24 protein-coding genes are annotated in these 25,265 nt (G+C 36.6%); 16 read left to right on the forward strand and 8 right to left on the reverse strand.

All coding sequences use genetic code 11. The features are described from left to right. Window positions 1-11 precede the first annotated feature (11 nt). From AC1DFT_RS17645 to gatB, 4 genes are all read left to right on the forward strand, one after another. Window positions 12-1,148, forward strand: a complete 1,137-nt coding sequence (locus AC1DFT_RS17645; RefSeq protein ID WP_478160430.1) for a CamS family sex pheromone protein — start codon at window positions 12-14, stop codon at window positions 1,146-1,148. 83 nt (window positions 1,149-1,231) lie between these two features. Continuing rightward, window positions 1,232-1,522: an Asp-tRNA(Asn)/Glu-tRNA(Gln) amidotransferase subunit GatC gene (gene gatC / locus AC1DFT_RS17650; protein ID WP_478160432.1), complete on the forward strand. Its 291-nt coding sequence runs from the start codon at window positions 1,232-1,234 to the stop codon at window positions 1,520-1,522. A gap of 21 nt (window positions 1,523-1,543) precedes the next feature. After that, complete coding sequence (gene gatA / locus AC1DFT_RS17655; RefSeq protein WP_478160434.1) at window positions 1,544-3,007, forward strand: Asp-tRNA(Asn)/Glu-tRNA(Gln) amidotransferase subunit GatA; 1,464 nt, start codon at window positions 1,544-1,546, stop codon at window positions 3,005-3,007. Between the two features lies 1 nt (window position 3,008). After that, window positions 3,009-4,436, forward strand: coding sequence for an Asp-tRNA(Asn)/Glu-tRNA(Gln) amidotransferase subunit GatB (gene gatB / locus AC1DFT_RS17660; protein ID WP_478160436.1), 1,428 nt, complete (start codon window positions 3,009-3,011; stop codon window positions 4,434-4,436). 107 nt (window positions 4,437-4,543) lie between these two features. Here the strand turns inward: gatB and AC1DFT_RS17665 are convergent, their stop codons facing one another. Beyond that, window positions 4,544-5,872: a TrkH family potassium uptake protein gene (locus AC1DFT_RS17665; RefSeq protein WP_478160438.1), complete on the reverse strand. Its 1,329-nt coding sequence runs from the start codon at window positions 5,870-5,872 to the stop codon at window positions 4,544-4,546. A gap of 154 nt (window positions 5,873-6,026) precedes the next feature. Between AC1DFT_RS17665 and AC1DFT_RS17670 the strand changes: the two genes are divergently transcribed. The 9 genes from AC1DFT_RS17670 (at window position 6,027) to AC1DFT_RS17710 (ending at window position 14,267) form a co-directional block, all read left to right on the forward strand. Next, window positions 6,027-6,590 (forward strand): thioredoxin family protein, encoded by a 564-nt coding sequence (locus AC1DFT_RS17670; RefSeq protein ID WP_478160440.1) that lies wholly within the window; start codon window positions 6,027-6,029, stop codon window positions 6,588-6,590. 123 nt (window positions 6,591-6,713) lie between these two features. Beyond that, window positions 6,714-7,628, forward strand: a complete 915-nt coding sequence (locus AC1DFT_RS17675; RefSeq protein ID WP_478160442.1) for a diacylglycerol kinase — start codon at window positions 6,714-6,716, stop codon at window positions 7,626-7,628. A 214-nt stretch (window positions 7,629-7,842) separates the two neighbouring features. Beyond that, window positions 7,843-9,189, forward strand: a complete 1,347-nt coding sequence (locus AC1DFT_RS17680) for a cytochrome ubiquinol oxidase subunit I (RefSeq protein ID WP_478160444.1) — start codon at window positions 7,843-7,845, stop codon at window positions 9,187-9,189. Continuing rightward, on the forward strand, window positions 9,186-10,211 hold the full coding sequence (locus tag AC1DFT_RS17685) for a cytochrome d ubiquinol oxidase subunit II (RefSeq protein WP_478160446.1): 1,026 nt from the start codon (window positions 9,186-9,188) through the stop codon (window positions 10,209-10,211). Before AC1DFT_RS17680 ends, AC1DFT_RS17685 begins: the two co-directional genes overlap by 4 nt. Before the next feature lie 11 nt (window positions 10,212-10,222). Further along, window positions 10,223-10,327 (forward strand): cytochrome bd oxidase small subunit CydS family protein, encoded by a 105-nt coding sequence (gene cydS / locus AC1DFT_RS17690; protein WP_478160448.1) that lies wholly within the window; start codon window positions 10,223-10,225, stop codon window positions 10,325-10,327. 77 nt (window positions 10,328-10,404) lie between these two features. Continuing rightward, window positions 10,405-11,106: a YjjG family noncanonical pyrimidine nucleotidase gene (locus AC1DFT_RS17695; RefSeq protein ID WP_478160450.1), complete on the forward strand. Its 702-nt coding sequence runs from the start codon at window positions 10,405-10,407 to the stop codon at window positions 11,104-11,106. A gap of 81 nt (window positions 11,107-11,187) precedes the next feature. Continuing rightward, on the forward strand, window positions 11,188-11,925 hold the full coding sequence (locus AC1DFT_RS17700; protein ID WP_478160452.1) for a GTP pyrophosphokinase: 738 nt from the start codon (window positions 11,188-11,190) through the stop codon (window positions 11,923-11,925). A gap of 135 nt (window positions 11,926-12,060) precedes the next feature. After that, the gene (rlmD, locus tag AC1DFT_RS17705) at window positions 12,061-13,422 is read left to right on the forward strand and encodes a 23S rRNA (uracil(1939)-C(5))-methyltransferase RlmD (RefSeq protein ID WP_478160454.1); all 1,362 of its coding nucleotides are present in this window, start codon (window positions 12,061-12,063) and stop codon (window positions 13,420-13,422) included. Between the two features lie 17 nt (window positions 13,423-13,439). Next, complete coding sequence (locus tag AC1DFT_RS17710) at window positions 13,440-14,267, forward strand: exodeoxyribonuclease III (protein WP_478160456.1); 828 nt, start codon at window positions 13,440-13,442, stop codon at window positions 14,265-14,267. A gap of 172 nt (window positions 14,268-14,439) precedes the next feature. Here the strand turns inward: AC1DFT_RS17710 and AC1DFT_RS17715 are convergent, their stop codons facing one another. From AC1DFT_RS17715 to AC1DFT_RS17735, 5 genes are all read right to left on the reverse strand, one after another. Further along, window positions 14,440-14,988: a VanZ family protein gene (locus AC1DFT_RS17715; protein ID WP_478160458.1), complete on the reverse strand. Its 549-nt coding sequence runs from the start codon at window positions 14,986-14,988 to the stop codon at window positions 14,440-14,442. A gap of 32 nt (window positions 14,989-15,020) precedes the next feature. Further along, window positions 15,021-15,884 carry a VanY-A/VanY-F/VanY-M family D-Ala-D-Ala carboxypeptidase gene (vanY, locus tag AC1DFT_RS17720; protein WP_478160460.1) on the reverse strand — a complete coding sequence of 288 codons (864 nt, stop codon included), beginning with the start codon at window positions 15,882-15,884 and terminating at the stop codon, window positions 15,021-15,023. A 103-nt stretch (window positions 15,885-15,987) separates the two neighbouring features. Further along, window positions 15,988-17,100, reverse strand: coding sequence for a sensor histidine kinase (locus AC1DFT_RS17725; protein ID WP_478160462.1), 1,113 nt, complete (start codon window positions 17,098-17,100; stop codon window positions 15,988-15,990). Next, on the reverse strand, window positions 17,093-17,794 hold the full coding sequence (gene vanR, locus AC1DFT_RS17730; protein ID WP_478160464.1) for a vancomycin resistance response regulator transcription factor, VanR-F/VanR-M family: 702 nt from the start codon (window positions 17,792-17,794) through the stop codon (window positions 17,093-17,095). Before vanR ends, AC1DFT_RS17725 begins: the two co-directional genes overlap by 8 nt. A 115-nt stretch (window positions 17,795-17,909) precedes the next feature. After that, the gene (locus AC1DFT_RS17735) at window positions 17,910-18,353 is read right to left on the reverse strand and encodes a carboxymuconolactone decarboxylase family protein (protein WP_478160466.1); all 444 of its coding nucleotides are present in this window, start codon (window positions 18,351-18,353) and stop codon (window positions 17,910-17,912) included. Window positions 18,354-18,622: 269 nt separating this feature from the next. On the opposite strand from AC1DFT_RS17735, the gene AC1DFT_RS17740 reads away from it, so the two are divergent. Then, window positions 18,623-19,132, forward strand: a complete 510-nt coding sequence (locus AC1DFT_RS17740) for a YfiT family bacillithiol transferase (protein WP_478160468.1) — start codon at window positions 18,623-18,625, stop codon at window positions 19,130-19,132. A gap of 337 nt (window positions 19,133-19,469) precedes the next feature. Continuing rightward, window positions 19,470-21,437 (forward strand): lipoteichoic acid synthase, encoded by a 1,968-nt coding sequence (ltaS, locus tag AC1DFT_RS17745; RefSeq protein WP_478160470.1) that lies wholly within the window; start codon window positions 19,470-19,472, stop codon window positions 21,435-21,437. A gap of 85 nt (window positions 21,438-21,522) precedes the next feature. On the opposite strand, the gene AC1DFT_RS17750 is transcribed toward ltaS, so the two are convergent. After that, window positions 21,523-21,963, reverse strand: a complete 441-nt coding sequence (locus tag AC1DFT_RS17750) for a YtoQ family protein (protein ID WP_478160472.1) — start codon at window positions 21,961-21,963, stop codon at window positions 21,523-21,525. 338 nt (window positions 21,964-22,301) lie between these two features. On the opposite strand from AC1DFT_RS17750, the gene AC1DFT_RS17755 reads away from it, so the two are divergent. Next, the gene (locus tag AC1DFT_RS17755; protein WP_478160474.1) at window positions 22,302-23,285 is read left to right on the forward strand and encodes a tRNA dihydrouridine synthase; all 984 of its coding nucleotides are present in this window, start codon (window positions 22,302-22,304) and stop codon (window positions 23,283-23,285) included. 147 nt (window positions 23,286-23,432) lie between these two features. On the opposite strand, the gene AC1DFT_RS17760 is transcribed toward AC1DFT_RS17755, so the two are convergent. After that, a complete protein-coding gene (locus AC1DFT_RS17760) occupies window positions 23,433-25,187 on the reverse strand; it encodes a PhoX family protein (protein WP_478160476.1) in 1,755 nt (584 codons plus the stop codon). Window positions 25,188-25,265: the final 78 nt, after the last annotated feature.

Raw genomic sequence — 25,265 nt, forward strand, 5'->3', positions numbered from 1 at the left:
GAGTTCAAAACATGAACAAAAAAATAATAGGCATAACGATCCTAGTGATATTGCTAATCGTTTCTGGATGTACTCCTTCTCCGAATACTCAAACCGAGGTTATTCAAAATACGGAAGAGGAAGCTACGAAAACAGTAGTTATTCCAAGTTTGCAATTGGATGAAACATACTACCGCACTATTTTGCCTTATGAAGAAAGCGCTAGTAGAGGATTTGTTGTCTCGAATATGGCAACAAAATACGATGTGAAAGAAGTAGAAACAGGACTTCTTCGCATTTCGCAAAATGAATTCTCTCCCGATAAATATTTATTCCAAGAGGGGCAGTATTTAAGCGTGAACACTTTAAAAGACTGGCTAGATAGAAGCAGTAAAACAAAGGGTGGTTTAAATCCAAGTGATGAAGGGCTTACTGGAGAAGAGAAAGCAAAAAATGCTCCCGTTTACATCACTCATATTGTAGAGCAAAACTATTTGATAAAAGAAGAGAATACAGTGAAGCTTGCAGGAATATCTGTAGGACTTGCCTTAAATTCGATTTATTATTATCAAAAAGAAGCGTACGGGGCAACTTATGAAGAAAAGTTAACCCAAGCGCAGATCGAAGAAAATGGGAAGAGGATTGCAGAAGAAGTAGTGAATCGTATGCGCCAAATGGATGGATTAGCCGATATACCAATTGTTGTAGGCCTTTTTAAACAAAATAGTAGAAATGCGGTTGTCCCTGGCACCTATTTTACTTACAGTACGGCTCCTGCTGGAAAAAACGTTTCGGATTGGAAACCAATCGATGAAGAATATATTCTATTTCCTACGGCAGAATCGGAAGAAAAGTATCGTGATTTAGATACGATTTTCCGCAACTTTAAACAAGATGTAGAAACGTATTTTTCAAATTATACAGGAGTAATCGGAACTGGTTATTTTAAAGACAAGCAACTGCAAAAATGGACGATTACCATTCCTATTCAGTTTTATGGCACTTCTGAGGTGATTGGTTTTACACAACATCTTGCAGGACTAGTGAAAAACCATTTTAATTCTTCGATGAATGTTGAAGTTCAAGTAAACTCATTGAATGGGACAGAAGCATTACTCATTAAGAAACCTGGGGAAGAGGAACCATTTGTCCATATTTACGCACAATAAATTATAAACTGTGTCACTCTGTTCAACCAGAGTGAAAAATGGTATGATATTGCCTATGGTTATTGAATTCGGAGGTGTGAAAAATGGCGGAATTATCAAAAGAAGAAGTGAAGCATGTTGCACATCTAGCACGTCTTGCAATTACGGAAGAAGAAGCGGAAAAGTTTGCGCTTCAACTAGGTGCAATTACAGAATTTGCTGAGCAATTAAAAGAGTTGGACACGACAAATGTAGAACCAACGACACATGTACTACCTTTAGTAAATGTACTACGTGAAGACGTAGCATCTAAAGGACTCGACCGTGAGACAATGATGTTAAATGTAAAAGAACAAGAAGCAGGTCAAGTAAAAGTACCAGCTATTATGGATTAATCCTTGTAAGGAGGGAAACTAATGACGTTATTTGAACGTTCTGCGAAAGAACTACAAGAACTTGTACATAGCAAAGAAGTTTCGATTGCAGATTTGACAAAAGAAGCTTTTGAACGTGTAGAAAAACTAGATGGCGATGTAGAAGCTTTCTTAGCATTAAACAAAGAACAAGCAACAGCAACAGCTGCAAAATTAGATCAAGTACCTTTTGAAGAACGTGGACCTTTATTTGGTTTACCAATCGGAGTGAAGGACAATATCGTTACAGAAGGATTAGAAACAACTTGTGCTAGTAAAATACTTAAAGGGTTCAACCCAATTTATGATGCTACTGTTGTGAAGAAGTTACGCGAAGCAGGAATGGTTACAATTGGAAAGTTAAACATGGATGAATTTGCAATGGGTTCTTCCAATGAAAACTCGGCATATAAAACAACGAAAAACCCATGGTCTTTAGATAGAGTACCAGGAGGTTCTTCGGGTGCATCCGCAGCGGCAGTAGCTGCAGGAGAAGTACCATTTTCACTAGGTTCTGATACTGGTGGTTCTATCCGTCAACCAGCTGCTTATTGTGGTGTCGTTGGGATGAAGCCTACATATGGACGAGTATCTCGTTCTGGACTAGTTGCATTTGCTTCTTCTTTAGACCAAATTGGTCCGATTACACGTAATGTAGAGGACAATGCTTTACTATTGGAAGCAATTTCAGGAGTAGATCCACTAGACTCTACTTCAGCGGATGTAGAAGTACCAAACTTTGCAGCTGCTTTAACTGGTGATATTAAAGGTTTACGTATCGCTGTTCCTAAAGAATATTTAGGAGAAGGAGTTGGCGAAGCAGCTCGTGCGTCTGTTATGGAAGCATTGAAAGTATTAGAATCACTTGGCGCAACTTGGGAAGAGGTTTCATTGCCACATTCTAAATATGCTTTAGCGACATATTATATCCTTTCTTCTTCTGAAGCGTCTTCTAATCTTTCACGTTTCGATGGAATTCGTTATGGTTTCCGTGCAGAAAACGTAGAAAATTTAATGGATCTCTATAAAGAAACACGTGCACAAGGATTTGGAGACGAAGTAAAACGTCGTATTATGCTTGGGACGTATTCGTTAAGTGCTGGAACTTACGATGCTTATTATAAAAAAGCACAACAAGTTCGTACATTGATCAAAGAAGATTATGATAAAGTGTTAGCTGATTATGATGTAATTATTGGACCTACTGCACCGACACCAGCATTTAAAATTGGGGAAATTGTAGAAGATCCATTAACAATGTATGCAAACGATATTTTAACGATTCCGATTAACTTAGCAGGTGTACCAGCGATCTCCATTCCATGTGGATTCGAAGAGGGAATGCCGCTAGGATTACAAATTATCGGAAATTATTTTGATGAGTCAACAATTTATCGTGTAGCTCATGCATATGAGCAAGCGACAGATTTCCATATACAAACTCCTCAAATTTGGGAGGGAAAATAAGATGAACTTTGAAACAGTTATTGGTTTAGAAGTACACGTAGAGCTTAAAACAAACTCTAAAATCTTCTCTGCAGCACCGAATCACTTTGGCGCTGAACCAAATACAAATACTACAGTAATTGATCTTGGTTATCCTGGAGTGCTACCTGTAGTAAACAAAAGTGTAGTAGATTACGCTATGCGTGCAGCGCTAGCGTTAAATATGGAAATTGAACAACATACAAAGTTCGACCGTAAAAACTATTTCTATCCAGATAATCCGAAAGCGTATCAAATCTCACAATTCGATAAGCCAATTKGTAAAAATGGTTGGGTTGAAATTGAAGTTAACGGAGAGACAAAACGGATCGGTATTACACGCCTTCATATGGAAGAAGATGCGGGTAAACTATCACATGCGGATGGATATTCTTTAGTCGACTTTAACCGTCAAGGGACTCCATTGGTGGAGATTGTATCAGAACCTGATATTCGCACTCCTGAGGAAGCATATGCTTATCTTGAAAAAGTAAAATCGATTATCCAATATACAGGTGTTTCTGACTGTAAAATGGAAGAAGGTTCACTACGTTGTGATGCGAACATTTCATTACGTCCATACGGTCAGGAAGAATTCGGTACAAAAGCAGAGTTAAAAAACTTGAACTCTTTCAGCTTCGTGCGTAAAGGACTAGAGCATGAAGAAATTCGCCAAGCGGAAGTACTTTCTTCAGGCGGAATAATTGAGCAAGAAACTCGTCGTTTTGATGAGAAAACAGGCAAAACAATTCTAATGCGTGTTAAAGAAGGAACAGATGACTATCGCTATTTCCCGGAACCGGATTTAGTAGACATCGTGATTGATGATGCGTGGTTAGAACGTGTCCGTGCAGAAATTCCGGAACTTCCAGATGCTCGTAAAAAACGTTATATAGAAGAACTTGGACTTCCAGCCTATGATGCAATGGTATTAACGTTAACAAAAGAAATGTCCGATTTCTTTGAAGAAACAATTGCCCTAGGAGCAGATGCGAAGCTTGCTTCAAACTGGTTAATGGGTGAAGTTTCTGCATACTTAAATGCAGATCAAAAAGAACTAAAAGACATTCAACTGACACCATCTAATCTTGCTGGCATGATCAAGCTAATTTCCGATGGCACGATTTCATCGAAAATCGCGAAAAAAGTATTTAAAGAACTTGCGGATAACGGTGGAGATGCTGCAGAAGTGGTAAAAGCAAAAGGCTTAGTACAAATTTCAGACGAAGGCGCTCTTCGTGAAATCGTAACCGCAACACTTGATGCAAACCCACAATCGATCGAAGACTTTAAAAACGGGAAAGACCGTGCAATCGGCTTCTTAGTCGGTCAAATTATGAAAGCAACAAAAGGACAAGCTAACCCACCACTTGTTAATAAAATCTTAAACGAAGAAATCATAAAAAGATAAATCACTAAAAGGATGACTCCAATGAGTCATCCTTTTAGTATGGAGAAATATTGGAAAAGGAAACTAGGCTTGTGAAGAACACAACAAGTCCAGTCTTAGTCCTTTTATCATCCAGTAAAAACTTGTTCATAAGGATAACGATATTTTTTCTTTTTTGGTTTGGTTAATATAAAAAATAAGGTAAGCGGTCCGATCCGTCCAAGAAACATCACGATACAAATGAGAACTTCTCCAACGCCACTTAGTTGATTGGTGATACCCATCGACAATCCAACTGTTCCAAATGCTGAAAATACCTCGAATACTAATGGTAGTAATGGTAGCTTTTCACTGATTGTTAAGGCAAATGTAAATAAAAACACAATCGTCAAACTAACGGTAGAAACGGCTAACGAACGAATAACCGCCTCTTTACGGATAGTTCTACCAAATAACTCAGGTTCTTCCTGAGAACGAAAGAAAGCTAGGGTGGCTAAAAAAATGACGATAAACGTTGTTAACTTAATACCAGAAGCAGTAGATGCACTACCGCCGCCAACAAACATTAGGAACATAGTAAACAGTAAAGAAGGGTCCTCCATCTGCCCATAATCGATCATATTGAATCCCGCCGTACGAGGAGTAACAGCATTAAAATAAGAAGTAAACAGTTTTTCCAATAATCCCATTCTACCGATTGTTTCATCATTATTAAATTCCAACAAGAAGAAAATGATAGTAGCAAATATATTCATCCCAATCGTACCTATGATCATCATTTTTGTATGAAGTGACCAAGAACGAAATTCTTTTTTTTGGATAATATCCATCACAACTACAAATCCAAGCCCCCCAATGATAAATAAGCTAGATAGTATGAAATTCACTATAGGGTCATAAGTAAAGCTCATTAAATTATCCGAAAACAATGAAAACCCTGCATTATTAAAAGCAGAAACCACATAAAATAAACTATAATAAAAAGAGTCGCCTAATCCGTATGATGGAATCCAATGAAGTGTGAGTAAAATAATAGCGACAGCCTCAACTGATAATACAAAAACTAAAATTAGCTTTGTCAGTTTCACAATCCCACCGATAGATTGTTGGCTAAACGATTCTTGTAAATAGATTCTGTTTTGCAAGCCTATTTTTTTGCCAAGTAAAATGAGTATTGCTACTGCAAATGTCATTAATCCTATTCCACCACATTGAATTAAAAACAACAAAACTAGCTCTCCAAATAAGGTCAATGTTGTGCCGGGGTCAAAAACACTAAGTCCAGTAACAGTCGTTGCGGAAGTAGCAACAAACAGAGCGTCAACCCATGAAATAGTAGTGGTAGTGGAAAATGGAAGCTTCAACAAGATTGTTCCTATTACTATTAAACATAAAAAACTACTAGCAATTAATAGTGGAGGAGAAAAAGAGAACCACTTTTTTTTATGTTTTAACATGACAGCACTTCCTTAATTTATGAATAAAATAATTCATACTGTATGCCATTTTTTCTCCAAAGTCAATTATTGTTTTAACCTAAATATGCTAACCAACTTATTTGTATTAGCCATGACAACGAAGTATACTAAAGTAAAAAGGGGGTCATTTCGAATGCCTACAGAACAACAATACTTTGAAAATGCAAAACCACTTACTCAATATATGGATGATATGACGACGAAAAAAGAAGAGTCAATTAGCATTTATGATCAATTCGAAGTTCCTGCGGATGATGAATTTATCGAATTATTAAAAGAAAAAGCACCACATGTACTTGCTATTACAGAAGACTGGTGTGGAGATGCTATGATGAATAATGCAATAGTGCGTAGAATTGCGGAGGCGGCTAGCCTTGAAGTACGTGCAGTATATCGAGATGAAAACCTTGACTTGATGGACCAATATTTAACGAATGGTGGACGCTCGATTCCTGTTTATTTATTGTTAAATAGAGACGGGGAAGTTATTTCTAAATGGGGACCTCGTGCAGAAAAAGTGCAACAGTTTGTCATGGAAGGTAGATCAAAATTCCCAGATAAGGAAGATCCGACTTTCGAAGAAGTACAAAAAGCATTCTATGCTCAAATGAGCAAAGAGTTTACAGATAACAAAGACTTCCATTTAGCAGTTTATGAAGACATACGTAATAACTGGTTACAAGCACTTCAAAAATAAATGCTTACGAATAAAAGAACGGGGCCGGCATAAGTCGGCTCTTTTAGTAATGGAGTGAAACCTTTTCTTCAGAAAAGAAGTCTTTATGACTAGTAAGAATTGTGAAGCAGAGAGGAAAAAATTATGAAACGTGCACGAATCATCTATAATCCTACTTCAGGGAGAGAAATTTTCAAGAAAAACTTGCCCGAGGTATTAGAATCTTTAGAAATCGCAGGATATGAAACGTCTTGCCATGCAACTACCGGGGAAGGTGACGCAACTTCTGCTGCGAAAAAAGCAGTAGAAAATGGTTTCGACCTAATCGTTGCAGCTGGCGGAGATGGAACACTAAACGAAGTAGTAGCCGGTGTAAGTGAATTTGAAGAACGTCCTAAAATTGGGCTTATTCCAATGGGGACAACGAATGATTTTGCAAGGGCTTTGCATATACCGAGGGATATACAAAAAGCAGTGGAAATCATTGTAAAAGGTGATACGATTCCTGTGGATGTTGGTCTTGTGAATAATGAACGATACTTTATAAATATTGCTGGTGGTGGACGGATTACCGAGCTCACATATGAAGTTCCAAGTAAGCTCAAAACAGTGCTTGGACAACTGGCGTATTATTTAAAAGGGATCGAAATGCTTCCGTCGATTAATGCGACAAAAGTTCGAATAGAGTATGATGATGAAGTATTCGATGATGAAGCCATGATGTTTTTAGTTGGACTGACGAATTCGGTTGGTGGATTTGAAAAACTTGCTCCGAGCTCAAGTATTAATGATGGGAAATTCTCTTTATTAATTTTGAAAAAAGTGAATATGGCTGAGTTTATCCGCTTAGCATCGCTTGCAATTCGTGGGGAACATCTAGAAGATCCACATGTTATTTACAAAAAGGCAAGACATATAAAAGTGACTTCAGACGAAAAAGTGCTTCTTAATTTAGATGGAGAATACGGTGGTAACATTCCCGCTACATTCCAAAATTTATATAGACATATAGAGGTTTTTGTCCCAATTGATGAAATTAGGGAAGAGGACAGACCTTAAAAATCGAACCCAGCATTCTTACATGATTGCTGGTTTTTTTATTTTTCCTCGCATAATGTTAAACAATCTGTTTTCCGGGTAACATATAAGAAAGGGAGGAAAGTACATGTACAAAAAGCAAGAAAAGTATTTAATGTGGCTTGCATTTATCGTTGCGGGAGTTATGCTGCTTTCCATTATTGGGAGAATGTTCGGGAGCTAAGGAGGGAAAGGAATGGGAAACGAGGAAGCCGTATTTTATAGTCGAGTATTAACCGAGCTGACTTTATCTTTTCATATAATTTACGCAACTATTGGTGTCGGTGTTCCACTTATGATTATGATTGCTCAGTGGGTAGGGATTAAAAAGAATGATGAGCATTACATATTACTGGCTAGACGGTGGGCAAGGGGATTTGTTATAACAGTTGCAGTTGGTGTTGTAACAGGAACCGCTATCGGAATGCAGTTATCCTTACTTTGGCCAAATTTTATGCAATTGGCGGGGAATGTTATTGCACTACCTTTATTCATGGAGACATTTGCATTCTTTTTTGAAGCAATTTTTCTTGGGATATACTTGTACACATGGGATCGTTTTGAGAACCAGAAAAAGCATTTATTATTACTTATTCCGGTAGCAATTGGGGCATCCGCATCGGCTGTATTTATAACGATTGTAAATGCATTTATGAATGCTCCCCAAGGGTTTGATGTAGTGAATGGGGAGCTAGTAAATATTAGTCCATTGGTTGCCATGTTTAACCCGGCCATGCCTACGAAAGTGGCGCATGTAGTTGTAACCGCTTATATGACTGCGGCCTTTGTATTGGCGGCAATAGCAGCATTCCGGTTATTAAAAGGCTCCAATCATGTATATCATAAAAAGGCTCTCTTTTTAACTATGAAAGTAGGGCTTGTATTTTCTATTGCTGCAGCGATAATTGGAGATTTCTCTGGAAAATATTTAGCGGAGTACCAGCCGGAAAAGTTGGCAGCTGCTGAATGGCATTTTGAAACAGAAGGAAATGCGCCGCTAATAATGTATGGAGTGTTAGAGGACGGAGAAGTGAAATATGCAATTAAAATTCCATTTGCTTTAAGTATTTTGGCGCATTCGAATCCAGCAGCAGAAGTTATTGGTCTTGACCAGTTTCCGGAAGATGAAATTCCACCATTATATATTCATTACTTGTTCGATATTATGGTGACAATTGGCGTGTGGATGACCTTGCTCTCTGCAGCGTATTGGTTAGGCACACAAATGAAATGGAAGCTTGTAGAATCTAAACTGTTCCGCTGGTTAATCGTTTTAGGCGGTCCGCTTACAATATTAGCAATCGAAGCAGGGTGGTGGCTTGCAGAAGTTGGGAGACAGCCGTGGATATTGAGAGGGCTAATGCGAGTGAAAGATGCAGCAACTACAAGCGAGCATGTCGATATGATGCTTATTTTATTCTCCCTATTATATTTAGTACTTGGAATCGGAAGTATAGTCGTATTAACGCGGATGTTCAGAAGAAATCCAGTGGAAAAAGAATTGGCTGATCGTCGCGCTGATAAGGGGGCGGATATCTTATGACTTTAGAGATTATCGGAATCACAGTACTCTGGATATTTTTATTTGGATATTTAATCGTTGCGTCAATTGACTTTGGAGCGGGTTTTTTTAATGCCTATAGCCTACTGACAGGAAAACAGCATATTTTGACCAATGTGATTCAACGTTATTTATCCCCAGTTTGGGAAGTAACGAATGTGTTTCTCGTATTTTTCTTTGTAGGAGTCATAGGGTTTTTCCCGAAAACGGCGTTTTACTATGGCACAACACTTTTAGTGCCAGCGAGTATTGCTTTAACATTGCTCGCTATTCGTGGATCTTACTATGCCTTTGAAACGTATGGCTCAAGAGGACATAAAGGATATTCCTTTATGTACGGATTAGCTGGATTGTTTATTCCGGCAGCGTTATCGATTGTGCTAACGATCTCTGAGGGTGGGTTTATAGAAATGGTGAATGGTTTTCCTTCACTCGACTATTATGCCCTTTTTACTAGCCCTTTAACTTGGTCTATTGTTGTGCTAAGTCTTTCCGCAGTTCTGTATATTTCTGCCGTATTTTTAACATGGTATGCCAATAAAGCAGGGGATCCAGATGCGACCAAGTTAATGAGAAAATACGCCCTTATTTGGGCATTTCCAACCATTATTGCTGCCGCTGGGATTATAGTCGAACTACGCTCGCATAACCCAGAGCATTACGCTAATATGATAGACATTTGGTGGGCCTTTGGTTTGTCATTTTTATTATTTCTAGGGACGGTTTGGCTATTAGTCCAAAAAAGAAGTTATGGATTTGCGTTTGGACTTATGGGAGGGCAATTTCTCATCGCGTTTTTTGCGTACGGCTTTGCGCATCGACCGTATTTGCTATATCCATATTTAACGATTTACGATAGTTTTACGAACGAAGCAATGGCAATCGCGCTCATTATTGCATTCATCGCTGGTCTTGCATTATTAATACCATCGCTGTATTTATTGTTACGTTTGTTTTTATTTAACAAAGACTATGTTCGTGGTAAAAAAGATAATCATGCCTAAGGAGGAGCAATATGACGGACTTTTTAATCTTTTATGCACCTTTTATTGTTTTGATACTAGCAATTGTAGTGGCATTTTGGGCAGCTTCGAAAGATGGAGCGGTTAGGGATAAATGAACCTCGGAAATCCGAGGTTCTTTTTTAGTATGTGGTAAAATAGAAATTATAATGTTAGAAGAAGGACGGGGACGAGAATGAGATATGATGTTTTAATATTCGATTTAGATGATACATTGCTTGATTTTGGAATGACAGAGAAGCATGCACTCCACAATCTATTTATGGAATATGGTTTACCAAATGGTGTGAAAGATTATCTTCCTAGCTATAAAGCGATTAGTAAAGTACTATGGGATGATTTGGAACATGGCCGCACCAATTTAGCTGAGTTAAAAGTAGAGCGATTTAAACGTTTATTTTTAGAGCAAGCATTGGATATAAATGCAGAAATCTTTGGCCATCAATACATTGAGCATTTAGGAAAAGAAGTACATATGATTGAAGGCGTAGAAGAAATGTTTGCGAATCTTTCAGGTTGTAGATTTGCAGTATTAACAAATGGTTTTACAATTGCGCAACATGCAAGAATAGGTGGCTCATCGTTAAAAGATTTATTTGAGGAAGTCATTACTTCCCAGGAAGTTGGTTTTCAAAAGCCGCAAGCAGAAGTTTTTGAGTATGCAATGGATAAACTTCAAATATCTAGCAAGTCTCGTGTGTTGATGATTGGTGATTCCCTTTCTTCCGATATTCAAGGTGGCAATAATTTTGGCATCGATACTTGCTGGTTTAATCCGCATTTGAAAAAGAATGTGACAGCAATCCAACCAACTTTTGAAATTCAAACATGGAATCAGTTAGTGGAAATCGTAAAGAAGCAAGTCCAATATAAGTGAGTTAACATACATTATTTTTGTTATGTGAAAATAAATTTGGTATGATTTCCTCAGGCACATATATTGAAGGAGCACTAACCTATGAATCCGGAACAACTAGAGCAGTTTAAGCAAATGAGAAAAAACATGACACGCCTAATGCTAATGTATAAATTTGCATTAGCCGAACTTGAAACAAAGATTGAGATACTTCAAGAAGAATTTTTAATGATTCATGAATATAATCCGATAGAACATACTAGTTCCAGGTTAAAATCCCCTGAAAGTATTATGAAAAAGCTTGGTAGAAAAGGAAAAGAAATTTCGGTTAATAGCATACGAGAAAATGTAAAGGATATTGCGGGGCTCCGTATTACTTGTTCGTTTATCTCGGATATCTATCAAATTTATGAAATGCTACAAAACCAAAGTGATCTCAAAATAGTAAATGTAAAAGACTATATCCAAAATCCGAAAAATAATGGGTATAAAAGTTTACATTTACTAATTGAAATTCCTGTTTTTATGTCTGATAGTAAGGAAATTGTGACGGTAGAAGTCCAAATTCGTACTATAGCGATGGATTTTTGGGCAAGCTTAGAACATAAAATTTTTTATAAATATGATCAGTTCGTGCCGGAAAGATTATTAAAAGAACTAAAAGAAGCGGCCGACTCGGCATACGCACTTGATCAAAAGATGGAACGCCTGCATAACGAGATTAAAATTATTAAAGATGAAAATAAAATAGAAACAATCGATGAACTTACGAAGCTAATCGTTAAAAACCAACAACTAACTATTCCAGCAGCTTTTTTGGGCATGTTAGATAGCGAGTAAAAAAATGAGAAAGTACTCAAAACAGACGTCATAATGGCGTCTGTTTTTAGATTAAGCAGGAAAGTATCCTAGTCACCCAAAAAGTCTCACATTTTTGGTATAATAAATCAATCAAAACAGGAACGGAGATATAAAGTGAATACACCAGTAACTAAAAATGATCGACTAACAGTTCATATAGAAGATTTGACGCATGATGGAGCAGGAGTAGCAAAAGTCGATGGATACCCGCTATTTATACAGGGCGGATTGCCAAATGAAACCGCAGAAGTTCATGTGTTAAAAACATTAAAAAACTATGGCTTCGCAAAATTAACGAATATCGTAGAGCCTTCGCCATTTCGCGTAGACGCGCCATGTCCAGTATTTGGAGAATGCGGTGGCTGCCAATTACAGCATCTATCCTATGAGGGACAGCTTGCTTGGAAAGAAAATATGGTTCGAAATGTCATGCAGCGTATTGGGAAAATAGATGCTCCAGTACTTCCAGTTAAAGGAATGGAGAAGCCATGGGAATACCGTAATAAATCCCAAATTCCATTTTCTCTAGAAGACGGACAAGTACTCGCAGGATTTTATCAATCTAAATCTCATCGCATTGCAGATACGAATACTTGCTTAATCCAATCAGATGAATCAGATCGATTAATGCGTGCAGTGAAAGAACATGCTTTAGAACTAGATTTAATCCCTTACAATGAAGAAACGAAAAAAGGGCAGCTACGTCATCTTGTTGTAAGAAAAGGCCGAACAACTGGAGAAGTGATGGTCGTGCTTGTTACAAAGCATGCTAAGTTGTCTAAAAAAGATGCAATCATCGAGTTAATCCGTGAAGTGGAGCCAAATGTTGCTTCCATAGTGCAAAATGTAAACAGTCGCAATACGAATGTTATTTTCGGAGATGAAACAAATGTCGTATGGGGCAAAGCAGTTATCGAAGATTTAATAGGAGACGTGCGTTTTGAAATCTCCGCTAGATCTTTCTATCAAGTAAATCCAGTACAAACAGAAGTACTATATAAACAAGCATTAGATTACGCGCAGCTTTCTGGAAATGAAACAGTAATTGACGCATATTGCGGAATAGGAACCATTTCTTTATTCCTAGCACAACAAGCAAAACAAGTACTAGGTGTAGAAATCGTCCCCCAAGCAATTGAAGATGCAAAACGAAATGCGGAGTTGAATGGATTTTCTAATACTTACTTCGAGGCTGGTCCAGCAGAAGAAGTAATTCCTAAATGGTATAAAGAAGGAAAAAAAGCAGATGTACTAGTAGTCGATCCACCTAGAAAAGGCTGTGACGAAGCATTACTCACAACAATCATTGAACAACGCCCGAAAAGAGTTGTTTATGTGTCTTGTAACCCTGCGACACTTGCCCGTGATTTGCGCATTTTAGAAGACGGCGGGTATAAAACGATGGAAGTGCAGCCGGTTGATATGTTTCCTCAGACGACGCATTGTGAAGCGGTGGCTTGGTTGGAGTTGAAATAAGAATAGGAGGAAAGACATTGAAGTTAATTTCATGGAATATTGATTCACTAAATGCGGCACTAACGAGCGATTCAGCACGTGCTTTATTATCTCAAGCAGTCTTGAATACGATTATTGAAAATAACCCAGAGATTATTGCCATACAAGAAACAAAATTATCGAGTAACGGTCCTACTAAAAAACATTTAGAAATTCTTGGGGATAAGTTTCCCGATTACGAAATCGTTTGGAACAGTTCAGTAGAACCTGCACGGAAGAGTTATGCGGGTACGATGTTTTTATATAAAAATTACCTAACACCTTCCGTCACCTTCCCACGAATTGGAGCACCAAGCACGATGGATGAGGAAGGTCGCATCATCACATTAGAATTTGATCAGTTCTACTTAACACAAGTTTATACACCCAATGCAGGCGATGGTTTGAAGCGTTTAGGAGAACGTCAAATTTGGGATATAAAATATGCTGATTATCTAGAAGGCTTGGATAAAGAGAAGAAGGTTATAGCAACAGGTGATTTTAATGTAGCGCATAAAGAAATCGACTTGGCGCACCCCGAAAATAACCGTCGTTCAGCTGGCTTTACGGATGAGGAACGGCAAGGTTTTACAAATCTTTTAGCAAAAGGATTTACTGATACTTTTCGCTATATTCACGGAGATGTGACAGGTATTTATTCTTGGTGGGCTCAGCGTGCTAAAACAAGTAAAATTAATAATTCTGGCTGGAGAATTGATTACTGGCTAGTGAGTGATCGTATGGCAGATAAAGTACTTAGATCTGAAATGATTGATTCAGGTCCAAGACAAGATCACACGCCATTACTGTTTGAAATAGATTTGTAGTTTATATGGGAACGGGCCACTTGGGTCAATTTTAACAAGTGGCCCAATAAATTAAGTATTCAAGATGAGCAGGAATTGATAACGATTGAAGCACAGCCATTAATCGCAGGTATTTTAGATATTGCATCTATTATGGACCAGTTGTGTCTAACACAGGGACCGAACAAACAATTCAAGGTAAAAAAATTATTCTGCCAAAAATAACAATGTACAAATACAGAGCTATCACTGGAAATCCTATAATAACTGATAATATGGTTACAGCCTTTTTTATTTTTAAATAAGATCTTTTAAAAGATAATATTTGGTAAATGAATAATCCTACTAGGCCACCTAGACCATTTAGTAATAAGTCATCGATATCTGCTATTCCTGTATTTGTTAGAAATTGCATCATTTCTACAAAAAGACTAATAAAGAGTACGATAACCAAATTAACGGCCATTTTTTTGTTAGGTCTGAATAAAGAAAGAAAAATACCTACTGGAATAAAGATAAGAATATTACCTAAGAAGTTCCCGCTAAGTCTCAGCCTTCCCGCCCCTATATCTTCAAAAATACTTCTAAAGGGAACCATATTAAATTCTCGTGCAGGCAGTTGTAAATTATTTTGAATAGAGAATAGCAGCCTTCCTAAAATCAGAAAATCTATCATCATAAAGATATATGCAATCAATACCAAATATAAAATTGTGTTTTGTATAGTTAATTTATGCTTCATAAGACTACCTCTTCTATGTGTGTATCTACTTATCATTCGTAAACGGTCACAATTACTCCGTCCATATTGTTACCGGAAATCTCAAAATAGCTATTATCCGGTACGTTAATCGCCCTGCTCCCGGAAATGGAGTAATAGGTAATCGTGTATTTTTCCCCATTCATATTAGAAGTAATATGCTTTTCTACTTTTAGGTAATCCAAATATTCTTCTAAAGCAAAGTTTTTTTCCTTCATAATCGCACTATGAGGAAAACCGACGTAGCGGATATGCCACGGTTCGTATTGAATTCCTGTTACATTCGTTTTATCTTTTGGATAGCGTAAAATGAACCCGTGTTTCCAAGCGTTTTCTTCTATCCACTTTCCTTCCTGTGCATCAGCCATCTTCGTTTGAGTAGATCCTACATCAAGTGATAAGCCCAGATTGTGTTCGCTATGGCCGGCCGGCAAGGCATAGGAAGAACCCATTTCTTCATAAAGTATACTTTGCTCATCAAAGTCTCGAAATCCACTAGTAATGGAGAAATTATGTACTCCTTCTTTTTCTGCAGCAGCAATCATTTTTGAAAATGCATGCGCAACATCCTCAGACAAATAAATTTTATTATGTAACAACCGATATCCTTTTGTTAATTCATTATTGGGATATAAATGGATGATATCTGAGTTCATACTATCTTGATGAACAGGGTATTCACTATTTACTAAAAGAAGGTTTCCTTGATATATTTGTTCCTTTGTAATTTCTTTCATTTGAATATTTTCAGAGGACCCTTTATCATCTACTAAATCAGTTACATATGGATCAAAGTTTTGAGTGTCTCCTTTTGGTTCAATATTTACTAAAGTAAATCCCATGCACAATATAAGTATTAAAAAGCCCCACTTCTTCATTTTCAGTTTCCTCCTTAATCATCCTTACTTAAAAGAATAGGGAAAACTATTTAAAAAAAGAGTGGGGTAAATCTTAAATTTTTCTTAAATGTTCTACTTACAGTTAATCATCATTAATCGGTTTACTTTCCTTTGGTAAACTAACTTCAAAAATGGTCTGGATGACACTACTTTCAACCGTAATAGTGCCATTATGCTGCTCCACAATATTCTTCGCAATGAACAAGCCAAGACCTGTACTATCTTCTTGATGAGTTCGTGCCTTGTCACCTGTATAAAGCATATCAAAGAGATATGGAAGTTCATCCGTAGGAATGCTATCTCCGTAGTTTACAACTCGAACAACCACTTGATCTGCAGCGGTAAAGCCGTTTATATCGACATACTGACCATCATATCCATAACGGATTGCATTAGTCATCAGATTTTCAAACACACGTGCTATCAAATCGCCATCACCCCAAATAGGTAAATGGGGCTCATTAATCATCCGTGCAATCAAATGATTCTTTTCAAATACAGGATACAATTCTTCCTTTAATTGATTCAGTAGGTCAGTTAAATTTATTCTCTTTTTTTCAACTGGTAGCATGCCATAGTTCATTCTAGTTATTTCAAATAATTCATCAATCAATCTTTCTAAACGCTGAGATTTTGTAAAAGCAATCGTTAAAAAATGTCTAACTTGCTCTTTAGATAATCGCTCATCCTTTAGAAGCAAATCCAAATAACCTAAAACGGAAGTAAGTGGAGTCCGCAAATCATGGGCTAAATTTACGACTAGTTGTTCCTTACTGTTTTCCGAAAAATCTCCTCTTTCGATCGCTTCTTTCAACTTTTCACTTGCTAAATTTACATCTTGAGCGATATCACTAAATTCATCATTTGATTTAACTTGAACTTTATAGGAAAAGTCACCCCGAGCTAAATAATGGATTCCAGTTGATATTTCATTGAAATAAGTCGAATAGCGCTGTGTAAGTAAATAAAAAAATACAAGCGAAAGTGGGATAAATAGCAGTAAGAAGAAGTTAATGTCGCCAATTTCTTTCATCATTTGCCGATAATAAAATAATTTGCTTCCAAACTGGGCATTCGTGTGATAATAATATTGCAGTCCTTTAAAGAGGAGATAGATGATGATACCAGATAGAAACATACTTAAACCAAATAACAGCACCATCTTTGAACGAAAACTGCGCATCATGTTAACCATTGAATGTATACCCTACTCCCCATACTGTCTTAATCCATTTATCTTTCCGTTTATCTTCTTCCAATTTTTTTCGAAGCGTACGTATATGAACCATAACGGTATTAGCACCTTCGAAATATGCTTCACCCCATACTTGACTAAATATATGCTCTACACTAAAAACCTTCTTAGGATGACTTGCTAGTAAATACAAAATATCAAACTCTTTCGGTGTCAGCTCGATGTTTTTACCATATAGCGTAACTGTATGGTGATCAGAGGAAATAACTAATCCAGCATATTCTAGTCTAGCGTTATTATCTGTATCTATTTTAGGTTGATTGAGCTTCATAAAACGTCTGAGCTGAGCATTTACACGAGCAACCAGTTCTATCGGGGTGAATGGTTTCGTCATATAATCATCTGCGCCAATTACCAGTCCCTGTACTTTATCGAAATCAGATGTTTTTGCACTTAAAAAGATGATCGGCATATTATGCTGTTCACGAATGCGACGAGTCACTTCATATCCATCCATTTTCGGCATCATAATATCCAAAATGAGCAAATCTATGACCTGAGTCTCGACAGCACGAACAGCCGCTAGTCCATCTAATACTTTAAAACACTTGTACCCTTCTTTTTCTAAATGGATGGCAATCAGATCAGAAATTTCCTCCTCATCATCAGCTATTAATATTGAAATATCTCGCATCTTCCCACTCCTAAATAGTTATGTATCAAGTTCTATTATTACTCAAAAAGAATGGCGCAATCAATCAGCATGATTGCGCCAGTTTGTGGAATTTGGAAAATGCCATTTAGAGTAATTAATTTTCAGTTGCTACATTTCCCATTGCAATGGAAATTCTATTCCAATTATTAATTTGATTCATTATTAGCACCAGGTCAACATACTGTTTTTCATCATAGTGCTCACGTACTTGTTGATAAAGCTCATCCGGCACGCGTTTTGTCGGGATTAATGTCACATGCTCTGCTAATTCTAAAGCTACTTTTTCTGCATCCGAATAAAATTCACACTCTTGCCAAGCACTAACACAGTATAATCTTTGTTCTGTTTCACCCATTTTTCGAGCATCTGCAGTATGCATATTCAAACAAAAGGCACAGCCGTTAATTTGAGAAATACGAATTTTAATAAGCTCACGAAGTTTTCGTTCGATCGCTGTCGTTTTCGTATACTTTTCCATATCCATCATAATTTCCATAGCATCTGAAGCAATTTCATAATAATTAACTCTTTGGCTCACAAGGCAGGACCCCTTTAAATTAGTATGAGGCTATTATACCCTTACACGATCATATGTACCATTAGTAATGGTCCACGCACTGTGACGTAGTCAGCCTGGTTTGAACTAGCGGACTAATTCAAATTTAATTGTGCCTTTTCACGGATACTATTTACTCTTAAATATCCACTGTAGTCTTTATTGAGGTTTACAACAACTGAGCAGATTGATATATTAGGTGTTAATACCAAACAATAATAAATATAGAATAGGGAAAAGAGGTTTGAAAAATGGATGTAAAATACCCAATTGGAAAATTGCAAGTTCCTGAAAAAGTAAGATTAGAAGATATTCAAGAATGGTTAAAGGAAATCGAAACTTACACGATTCGACTACGAGAAACTGTCGACTCATTAAGTGATGAGGATTTAAGCAAAACTTATCGTGAAGGTGCATGGACGGTTCGTCAACTTGTTCATCACATTGCAGATTCTCAATTGAACATGTATCAGCGTTTGAAGCTTGCTTTAACAGATGAAAACCCAACTGTTCCAGCTTTCGATGAAGAAAGGTGGGCTATTCAACCGGATACGAAGCTTCCTGTAGAAAGTTCTATTAAAATGTTAGAAGGTATAAATGAGCGCATCGTGGCTTTAGGACATAGCTTAGCAGAAGAACAATTAGATCGGGCATTTACTCACCAAACAAACGGTAAAATAACAGTCGCAACAAAAGTAGCAAAATTAGCTTGGCACGAAGAGCATCACTTAGCCCATATACATATTGCATTATCAAAATAATACAATATGTATAGAGTTGTTTCTGTGAAGCAGTGGCGTGTCGTTATTAAGCTGCATCTTAAGAATATCTAACTTAATTATTTGATTAAACATAGAAAGCAGACGGTTTAGAAGTGCATTAATGCGCCTCTAATTAGCCTTCTGCTTTTGTTGTTGTTTATGAATTAGGATTGCGGTAGTAATAATTCAATACTGTAAGCTCAATAGACGTGTTTACTTGACAGAAGTCCGAAGAAGAGTTAGGCTATATAAGCTTCAAAAAATATAAAAACTATATTTTACCAAATTAATATTTTAATGTAAATATTGATTATTGAAATAATAGGAAGGTGAAAAAATGGATAGTTTAAATATTAAAAAAGCTACCTTTTTAAATAAGTTTTTTGGCTTTTATTTAGTTGCCGTTTTCATGCTATGGATTAAAACATATATCACACAAGTAACGCAGTTTAACTTAGGGGTAGAAGGATCCCTACAACAATTCCTTTTACTTTTAAATCCTCTGGGTTCAGCTATGCTGTTTCTTGGATTTTCATTCATTTTCAAAGGACCGAGGAAATATACATCACTTGTTGTAATTTACTCACTTATGTCCCTGCTTTTATATGCAAACGCAGTTTATTATAGATTTTTTAGTGACTTTATTACATTGCCAACGCTTACTCAAACGCAAAACTTTGGAGACTTAGGCGGCAGTATTATCTCTTTATTAAAACCCTACGATATATTGTTCTTTGTGGATGTATTTTTATTGATTTACTTATGCTTATCTAAAAAAATACGAAAAGATAATAGTAGAGTTAGATACAACAAAGCTATTCCAGTGATTGCTTTTGCATTAGGAATATCTGCTTTAAATTTAGGGCTAGCTAACGCTGATCGTCCGCAGCTATTAACTCGTGGTTTTGATAGAAACTATATTGTTAAGTATTTAGGAATGTATAACTATACGATATATGACGCGACTGAAACTATAAAGGCGTCTTCAAAACGGGCTTTAGCTGATAGTGATGATATAACAGAAGTTATTAACTTTATAAAATCTAACTATGCGGAACCAAATAAAGAATATTTTGGTGCAGCGAAAGACATGAACGTCATCTATATCCATTTGGAGTCATTCCAAAGCTTTTTGATGGACTATAAATTAAACGGTGAAGAAGTAACACCATACTTAAATTCATTGACTAAAGATCCTAATACATTATACTTTGATAACTTCTTCCATCAGACGGCTCAAGGTAAAACTTCAGATGCTGAATTTATGCTTGAAAACTCTTTATTTGGTTTACCACAAGGATCTGCATATATTACAAAAGGTCAGAATACGTATCAAGCGGCTCCTGCAATATTAAAAGAGAATGGATATGCATCGGCTGTATTTCATGGGAACAGCGGAAGTTTCTGGAATCGGAATGAGATCTATAAATCATTTGGTTATGACCATTTCTTTGATGCTAATTATTATGACACTAGTTCTGCAGAAGATATGGCTGAATATGGTTTATTGGATAAGCCATTCTTTGAACAGTCATTAGATCTTGTAAAGACTTTACCTCAACCTTTTTATTCGAAATTTATAACGGTTGCCAACCATTATCCATATAAAATGAATCAAGACTTAACGACAATTGGCAAAGCGGATACTGGAGATGCAAGTGTAGATAATTATTTCCAAACTGCTCGTTATGCAGATGAAGCAATTGGACAGTTTATGGATGAATTAAAACAGTCTGGCCTATATGATAACAGTATGCTTGTTTTTTATGGTGACCACTACGGTATTTCAGAAAATCATAATAAAGCCATGGAAAAAATCATGGGAAAAGAAATCACACCTTATGAAAGTGCTAATTTGCAACGTGTACCATTAATTATTCACGTTCCAGGAATGCAAGGGGGGGTTAATCATTGTTACGGAGGGCAAATAGACCTTCTTCCAACCTTATTACATTTGCTTGGAATTAATTCGCAAAATTACATTCAATTTGGTAGCGACTTATTATCAAAAGAGCATAATGAAATAGTTGCGTTTAGAAATGATGATTATGTCAGTCCTACTATCTATTCGATTGATGGGAAATTCTACGATACTACAACTGGTTTACCAATAAATGATGCAACTCAATTAGAAAAAGCGAATGAGTACAAAAAAGAAGTAGAAAATAAATTACGAATTTCTGATAAAGTTGTGAATGGTGACTTGTTGAGATTTTATACACCGATAGGATTTACTAAAGTCGATCCTTCTCAGTATAATTATAATAAGGATATGACAGAAAAAACTGATAACGAAGAAAAGTAGGTTCAATTTGAAGAGGAGTAAGCTAACAAAAGTATACTTTTGTTAGCTTACTCCTTATTAATTTTCATTTTTTATTTGTCTTATTTCACTCAAAAATATAACGGATAACATCTATCGCTTGATCAACGGTTTCTACTGTTACATTTGCTTTGTTTGAAAGCTCTTTTAATGGGTGAATTAATGATTCAGGTCTAATGATAATCGTCGGCTTGTTCATGGCAATGGCCATGCTAGCGTCCATTGCTGTATTCCATTGTTTATATTGTTCTCCGAATAAGGCTATGACGATATCCGCTTTCTGCATTAAGACTTGAGTTCTAAAATTATTAATATCTGACGCTGCATCATCTTTATATAGGTTAGATGGCTGTTTTCCTAAAATCTCTTCACCGATATTGTCTGAACGATCATGGTTTGTTTGCGGGGCTACAAAATGAAGTGGAAGATTTTTTGACTTTGCTTTTTGTGCAACTTCATCTCTCCAATCATCATGAATCTGACCCGCTAAATAAACAATAAGTTCCATTGCGATTCCTCCAATACTAATTGACCTTAATTCTATCTTACCTAATTTAATGAAATTTTCAAAGTAATTTCCAATAAATCATATGTGATATCACTTAGTGAAGCGGTCAAGTGGTTGGAGCTGGTATAATAGAAAAACAGTTGATTTAGAAAAAGTCTATATCATCTGCTTTTTGGTTTATAAAAGTACCATTAAGGACTGATTTACGTTAAAATAAACAATGCCGATTTTACAATAGTTTTTTTAAAAATTATAAATGTTCCAAGTGATATAAGTGTGAAAAAAGTGGAACATTTGTCCTTATATTTTTTGACCGAGAGTTTGAAGTTGTACCCATAATGAAAGGATTTGAGTTTGAAATGATAGATAACTTTTGGCGTAATTTACCACGACCATTTTTTGTACTTGCACCAATGGAAGATGTGACAGATGTTGTTTTTCGTCAAGTAGTAAGTAAAGCAGGTAGACCGGATGTATTTTTCACAGAGTTTACAAACTCGGATAGCTATTGTCATCCAGAGGGCATGAAAAGTGTGCGTGGCCGTTTGATTTTTACAGAAGATGAACAGCCGATGGTAGCACATATTTGGGGGGATAACCCCGAATATTTCCGACAAATGAGTATTGGCATGGCAGAGCTAGGATTTAAAGGCATCGATATTAATATGGGCTGCCCTGTACCGAATGTTGCAACGAGAGGGAAAGGTAGCGGTCTTATTCTGCGTCCCGACGTTTCGGCAGAACTTATTCAAGCAGCTAAAGCGGGAGGACTGCCTGTCAGTGTAAAAACTCGACTTGGCTATACGGACATCGACGAGTGGAAAGAGTGGCTAACCCATATTTTCAAACAGGATATTGCAAACCTTTCGATTCATTTACGTACGAGAAAGGAAATGAGCCAAGTAGATGCGCATTGGGAGCTGATCCCAGACATTAAAAAATTGCGTGATGAAATAGCTCCAAATACGCTACTAACAATAAACGGAGACATTCCAGATCGTCAAAAGGGACAAGAACTCGCTGAACAATATGGTATTGATGGCGTTATGATCGGTCGAGGAATTTTTAAAAATCCTTTTGCTTTTGAAAAAGAGCCAAAAGAGCATAGCACTACGGAATACCTTGATCTTCTGAGATTACAACTGGATCTCCAAGATCAATATTCAGCAGTATTACCACGTTCAATCACAGGACTGCATCGCTTTTTTAAAATTTATGTCAAAGGATTCCCTGGAGCTGGTGAGTTAAGAAATCAATTGATGAATACGAAATCCACAGATGAAGTGCGTGCATTGCTTGATAACTTTGAAAAAAAGGATTAACCGAGATGAATTAAAACGTATGATTGACCTTATACAAGAGGAAGATACAGTTGTGGTTTATTACGTAAGTTATCAGTTATCTAAATACGAATAAAGGAAATTATAAAAGACCGTTAGATTGAATACTAACGGTCTTACTTATCTAGACTATTTTTTATCAACAGGAGGTAACTGGATATAACCTATATTTCCAGGATTTTGAGAACCAACCATTAAATAAGAGTACCCATTTAAATTATCAATGGCTTGTATTCCTGTTACTTCACCGCCATCAGGTGCAGAAACGATACGAGAAAGTTTCTGTGTATCAATATTATAAGCCCAACCAATATTGTTTACATGATTACCAGTGTCCTCGGCAATAAATAAAGTTCTTAAGTTTTCTGAGTATACAATGTTGTCTGGGTTGGCGATTTTATCAAGATGAGCTTTATTGCCTTCTTCATCTTTTGGAATGTCTTCACCGACTAAAATAGCTTCCATTTTAGTTGCCACATAATTACTATCAATAGAGTTACCTTCACGATCTGTTTGTCTTTCAGCTAGACTCATTTCATAAATCCCACCAGCATTGATTTTTGGTAGTCGAATATCATCGACAGGATCATTTGGATTTTCTTCCATGGCTTTTGCAATCGTGGACATAGTCATGTAAACTTTGTTATCGGCTTTGTTGAATGTGAGTGTTTCCATCTTATTAAACTCGGAAGTCGCTCCAAGCATAGCTCCATAACGACGAGATTCTAAGAAAGCAGCTGCTTTTTCCATGCCTGGTTTTACTTTCAAAAATTCTTCACCGGCTAACGTTTTAATATGGCTAAAGCCATTTGCTGCTGCATGATCAGCATCATTTGTCGTTTCAAAAATATCATTGAATGTAAGGGTTTCAGCTAATTCTTTCACGTCTTGGTCCGTCGCATGTCCTAATTTAATCCATTTCAAATTTCCAGCACCGCCGTTTTCAGCACTAGTTTGCTCAAATTTTGCGGCATATAGTGTCCCAGCTGATAAATCTTTTTCTTCGTCAGCAATGTACATAAAGGACATCACATAGCCACCGTCATCTCCATAGTAAACGGTACGGTTATCTGGTGCTACTGTTACATTTTCAAAAGATAATCGGCCCATGCTATGGTGTTTGACCGCTTTTGCTTCACCATTTGGATGAACAGATACTTCTGTTGTATAGCCATATAAGTATGGATTTCCAATTGCTTTTGAATCTTGATAATAATTCTGTGCGAATTGTGTAACAGAAGATTTTTCAGGATTTTCTTCATGGGCACGAGCATTCGGTTCATATTCTTCACTACCTAAATGAGTGTTCCAAGGGGATAAGATGCCGGCACATGGAGTCCAAACACCTCCATATTCAGAAAAGTCAATTGGTTTAATATCAGTAATTTTTAATTCGCCTGTTTTTTTATCTTGTTCGACAGTATTTAAATATAAAGCTCTTGGCACTGTCCCAATTTCATTATTAGGCATACTTTCAAAATGATTGATCATATATAATTTGCCACTTTTTCCATTTACACTAAGGAGTGTGTTTGCATCTGGTGCAGTTGAAACAATAGGCTCGCCATTTTCTTTAGTTATGATATTGCCGTTGATGTCGTATGCTGCTCCAACGATATTGCCATTAATGACATCACCAGGCTTTGCCAACGAAGTATAATCCAACTCTACTGTTTTTTTCGTACCGTCTTTTAATGTTACCTTTACTTTGGCATGACTGTACATTGTTGATTTTTCCTCATTAGTAGTAGGTGCAGGCATACCGATAAATTCAACAGATTTTACGCTTTCTATTTGTTTATGCGGTTCAGCAAATACATTCACCGCAGATGGAAATAGAATTGCTGCACTTAATAGTGGAATAATAACCGTTTTTTTGTTCATAACATGAAACCTCCCATAGTTTTTTAAAATATAATTTTCTTAATTACCTTAATATTTAAATGTTAAAGGAATATTAAA

It is taken from the genome of Psychrobacillus sp. 05T411 (assembly GCF_056396485.1).

Excerpts from the sequence above, each read along its gene's own strand:
- AC1DFT_RS17675 (WP_478160442.1), top strand. The coding sequence starts at position 6,714 with ATGAAACGTGCACGAATCATCTATAATCCTACTTCAGGGAGAGAAATT.
- vanR (WP_478160464.1), bottom strand. The coding sequence starts at position 17,794 with ATGCGAGATATTTCAATATTAATAGCTGATGATGAGGAGGAAATTTCT.
- ltaS (WP_478160470.1), top strand. The coding sequence starts at position 19,470 with ATGGATAGTTTAAATATTAAAAAAGCTACCTTTTTAAATAAGTTTTTT.
- AC1DFT_RS17670 (WP_478160440.1), top strand. The coding sequence starts at position 6,027 with ATGCCTACAGAACAACAATACTTTGAAAATGCAAAACCACTTACTCAA.
- AC1DFT_RS17685 (WP_478160446.1), top strand. The coding sequence starts at position 9,186 with ATGACTTTAGAGATTATCGGAATCACAGTACTCTGGATATTTTTATTT.
- AC1DFT_RS17680 (WP_478160444.1), top strand. The coding sequence starts at position 7,843 with ATGGGAAACGAGGAAGCCGTATTTTATAGTCGAGTATTAACCGAGCTG.
- AC1DFT_RS17665 (WP_478160438.1), bottom strand. The coding sequence starts at position 5,872 with ATGTTAAAACATAAAAAAAAGTGGTTCTCTTTTTCTCCTCCACTATTA.
- AC1DFT_RS17755 (WP_478160474.1), top strand. The coding sequence starts at position 22,302 with ATGAAAGGATTTGAGTTTGAAATGATAGATAACTTTTGGCGTAATTTA.
- AC1DFT_RS17715 (WP_478160458.1), bottom strand. The coding sequence starts at position 14,988 with ATGAAGCATAAATTAACTATACAAAACACAATTTTATATTTGGTATTG.
- AC1DFT_RS17725 (WP_478160462.1), bottom strand. The coding sequence starts at position 17,100 with ATGGTTAACATGATGCGCAGTTTTCGTTCAAAGATGGTGCTGTTATTT.
- AC1DFT_RS17740 (WP_478160468.1), top strand. The coding sequence starts at position 18,623 with ATGGATGTAAAATACCCAATTGGAAAATTGCAAGTTCCTGAAAAAGTA.
- AC1DFT_RS17750 (WP_478160472.1), bottom strand. The coding sequence starts at position 21,963 with ATGGAACTTATTGTTTATTTAGCGGGTCAGATTCATGATGATTGGAGA.
- AC1DFT_RS17695 (WP_478160450.1), top strand. The coding sequence starts at position 10,405 with ATGAGATATGATGTTTTAATATTCGATTTAGATGATACATTGCTTGAT.
- vanY (WP_478160460.1), bottom strand. The coding sequence starts at position 15,884 with ATGAAGAAGTGGGGCTTTTTAATACTTATATTGTGCATGGGATTTACT.
- AC1DFT_RS17760 (WP_478160476.1), bottom strand. The coding sequence starts at position 25,187 with ATGAACAAAAAAACGGTTATTATTCCACTATTAAGTGCAGCAATTCTA.
- AC1DFT_RS17645 (WP_478160430.1), top strand. The coding sequence starts at position 12 with ATGAACAAAAAAATAATAGGCATAACGATCCTAGTGATATTGCTAATC.
- cydS (WP_478160448.1), top strand. The coding sequence starts at position 10,223 with ATGACGGACTTTTTAATCTTTTATGCACCTTTTATTGTTTTGATACTA.
- gatA (WP_478160434.1), top strand. The coding sequence starts at position 1,544 with ATGACGTTATTTGAACGTTCTGCGAAAGAACTACAAGAACTTGTACAT.
- gatC (WP_478160432.1), top strand. The coding sequence starts at position 1,232 with ATGGCGGAATTATCAAAAGAAGAAGTGAAGCATGTTGCACATCTAGCA.
- AC1DFT_RS17700 (WP_478160452.1), top strand. The coding sequence starts at position 11,188 with ATGAATCCGGAACAACTAGAGCAGTTTAAGCAAATGAGAAAAAACATG.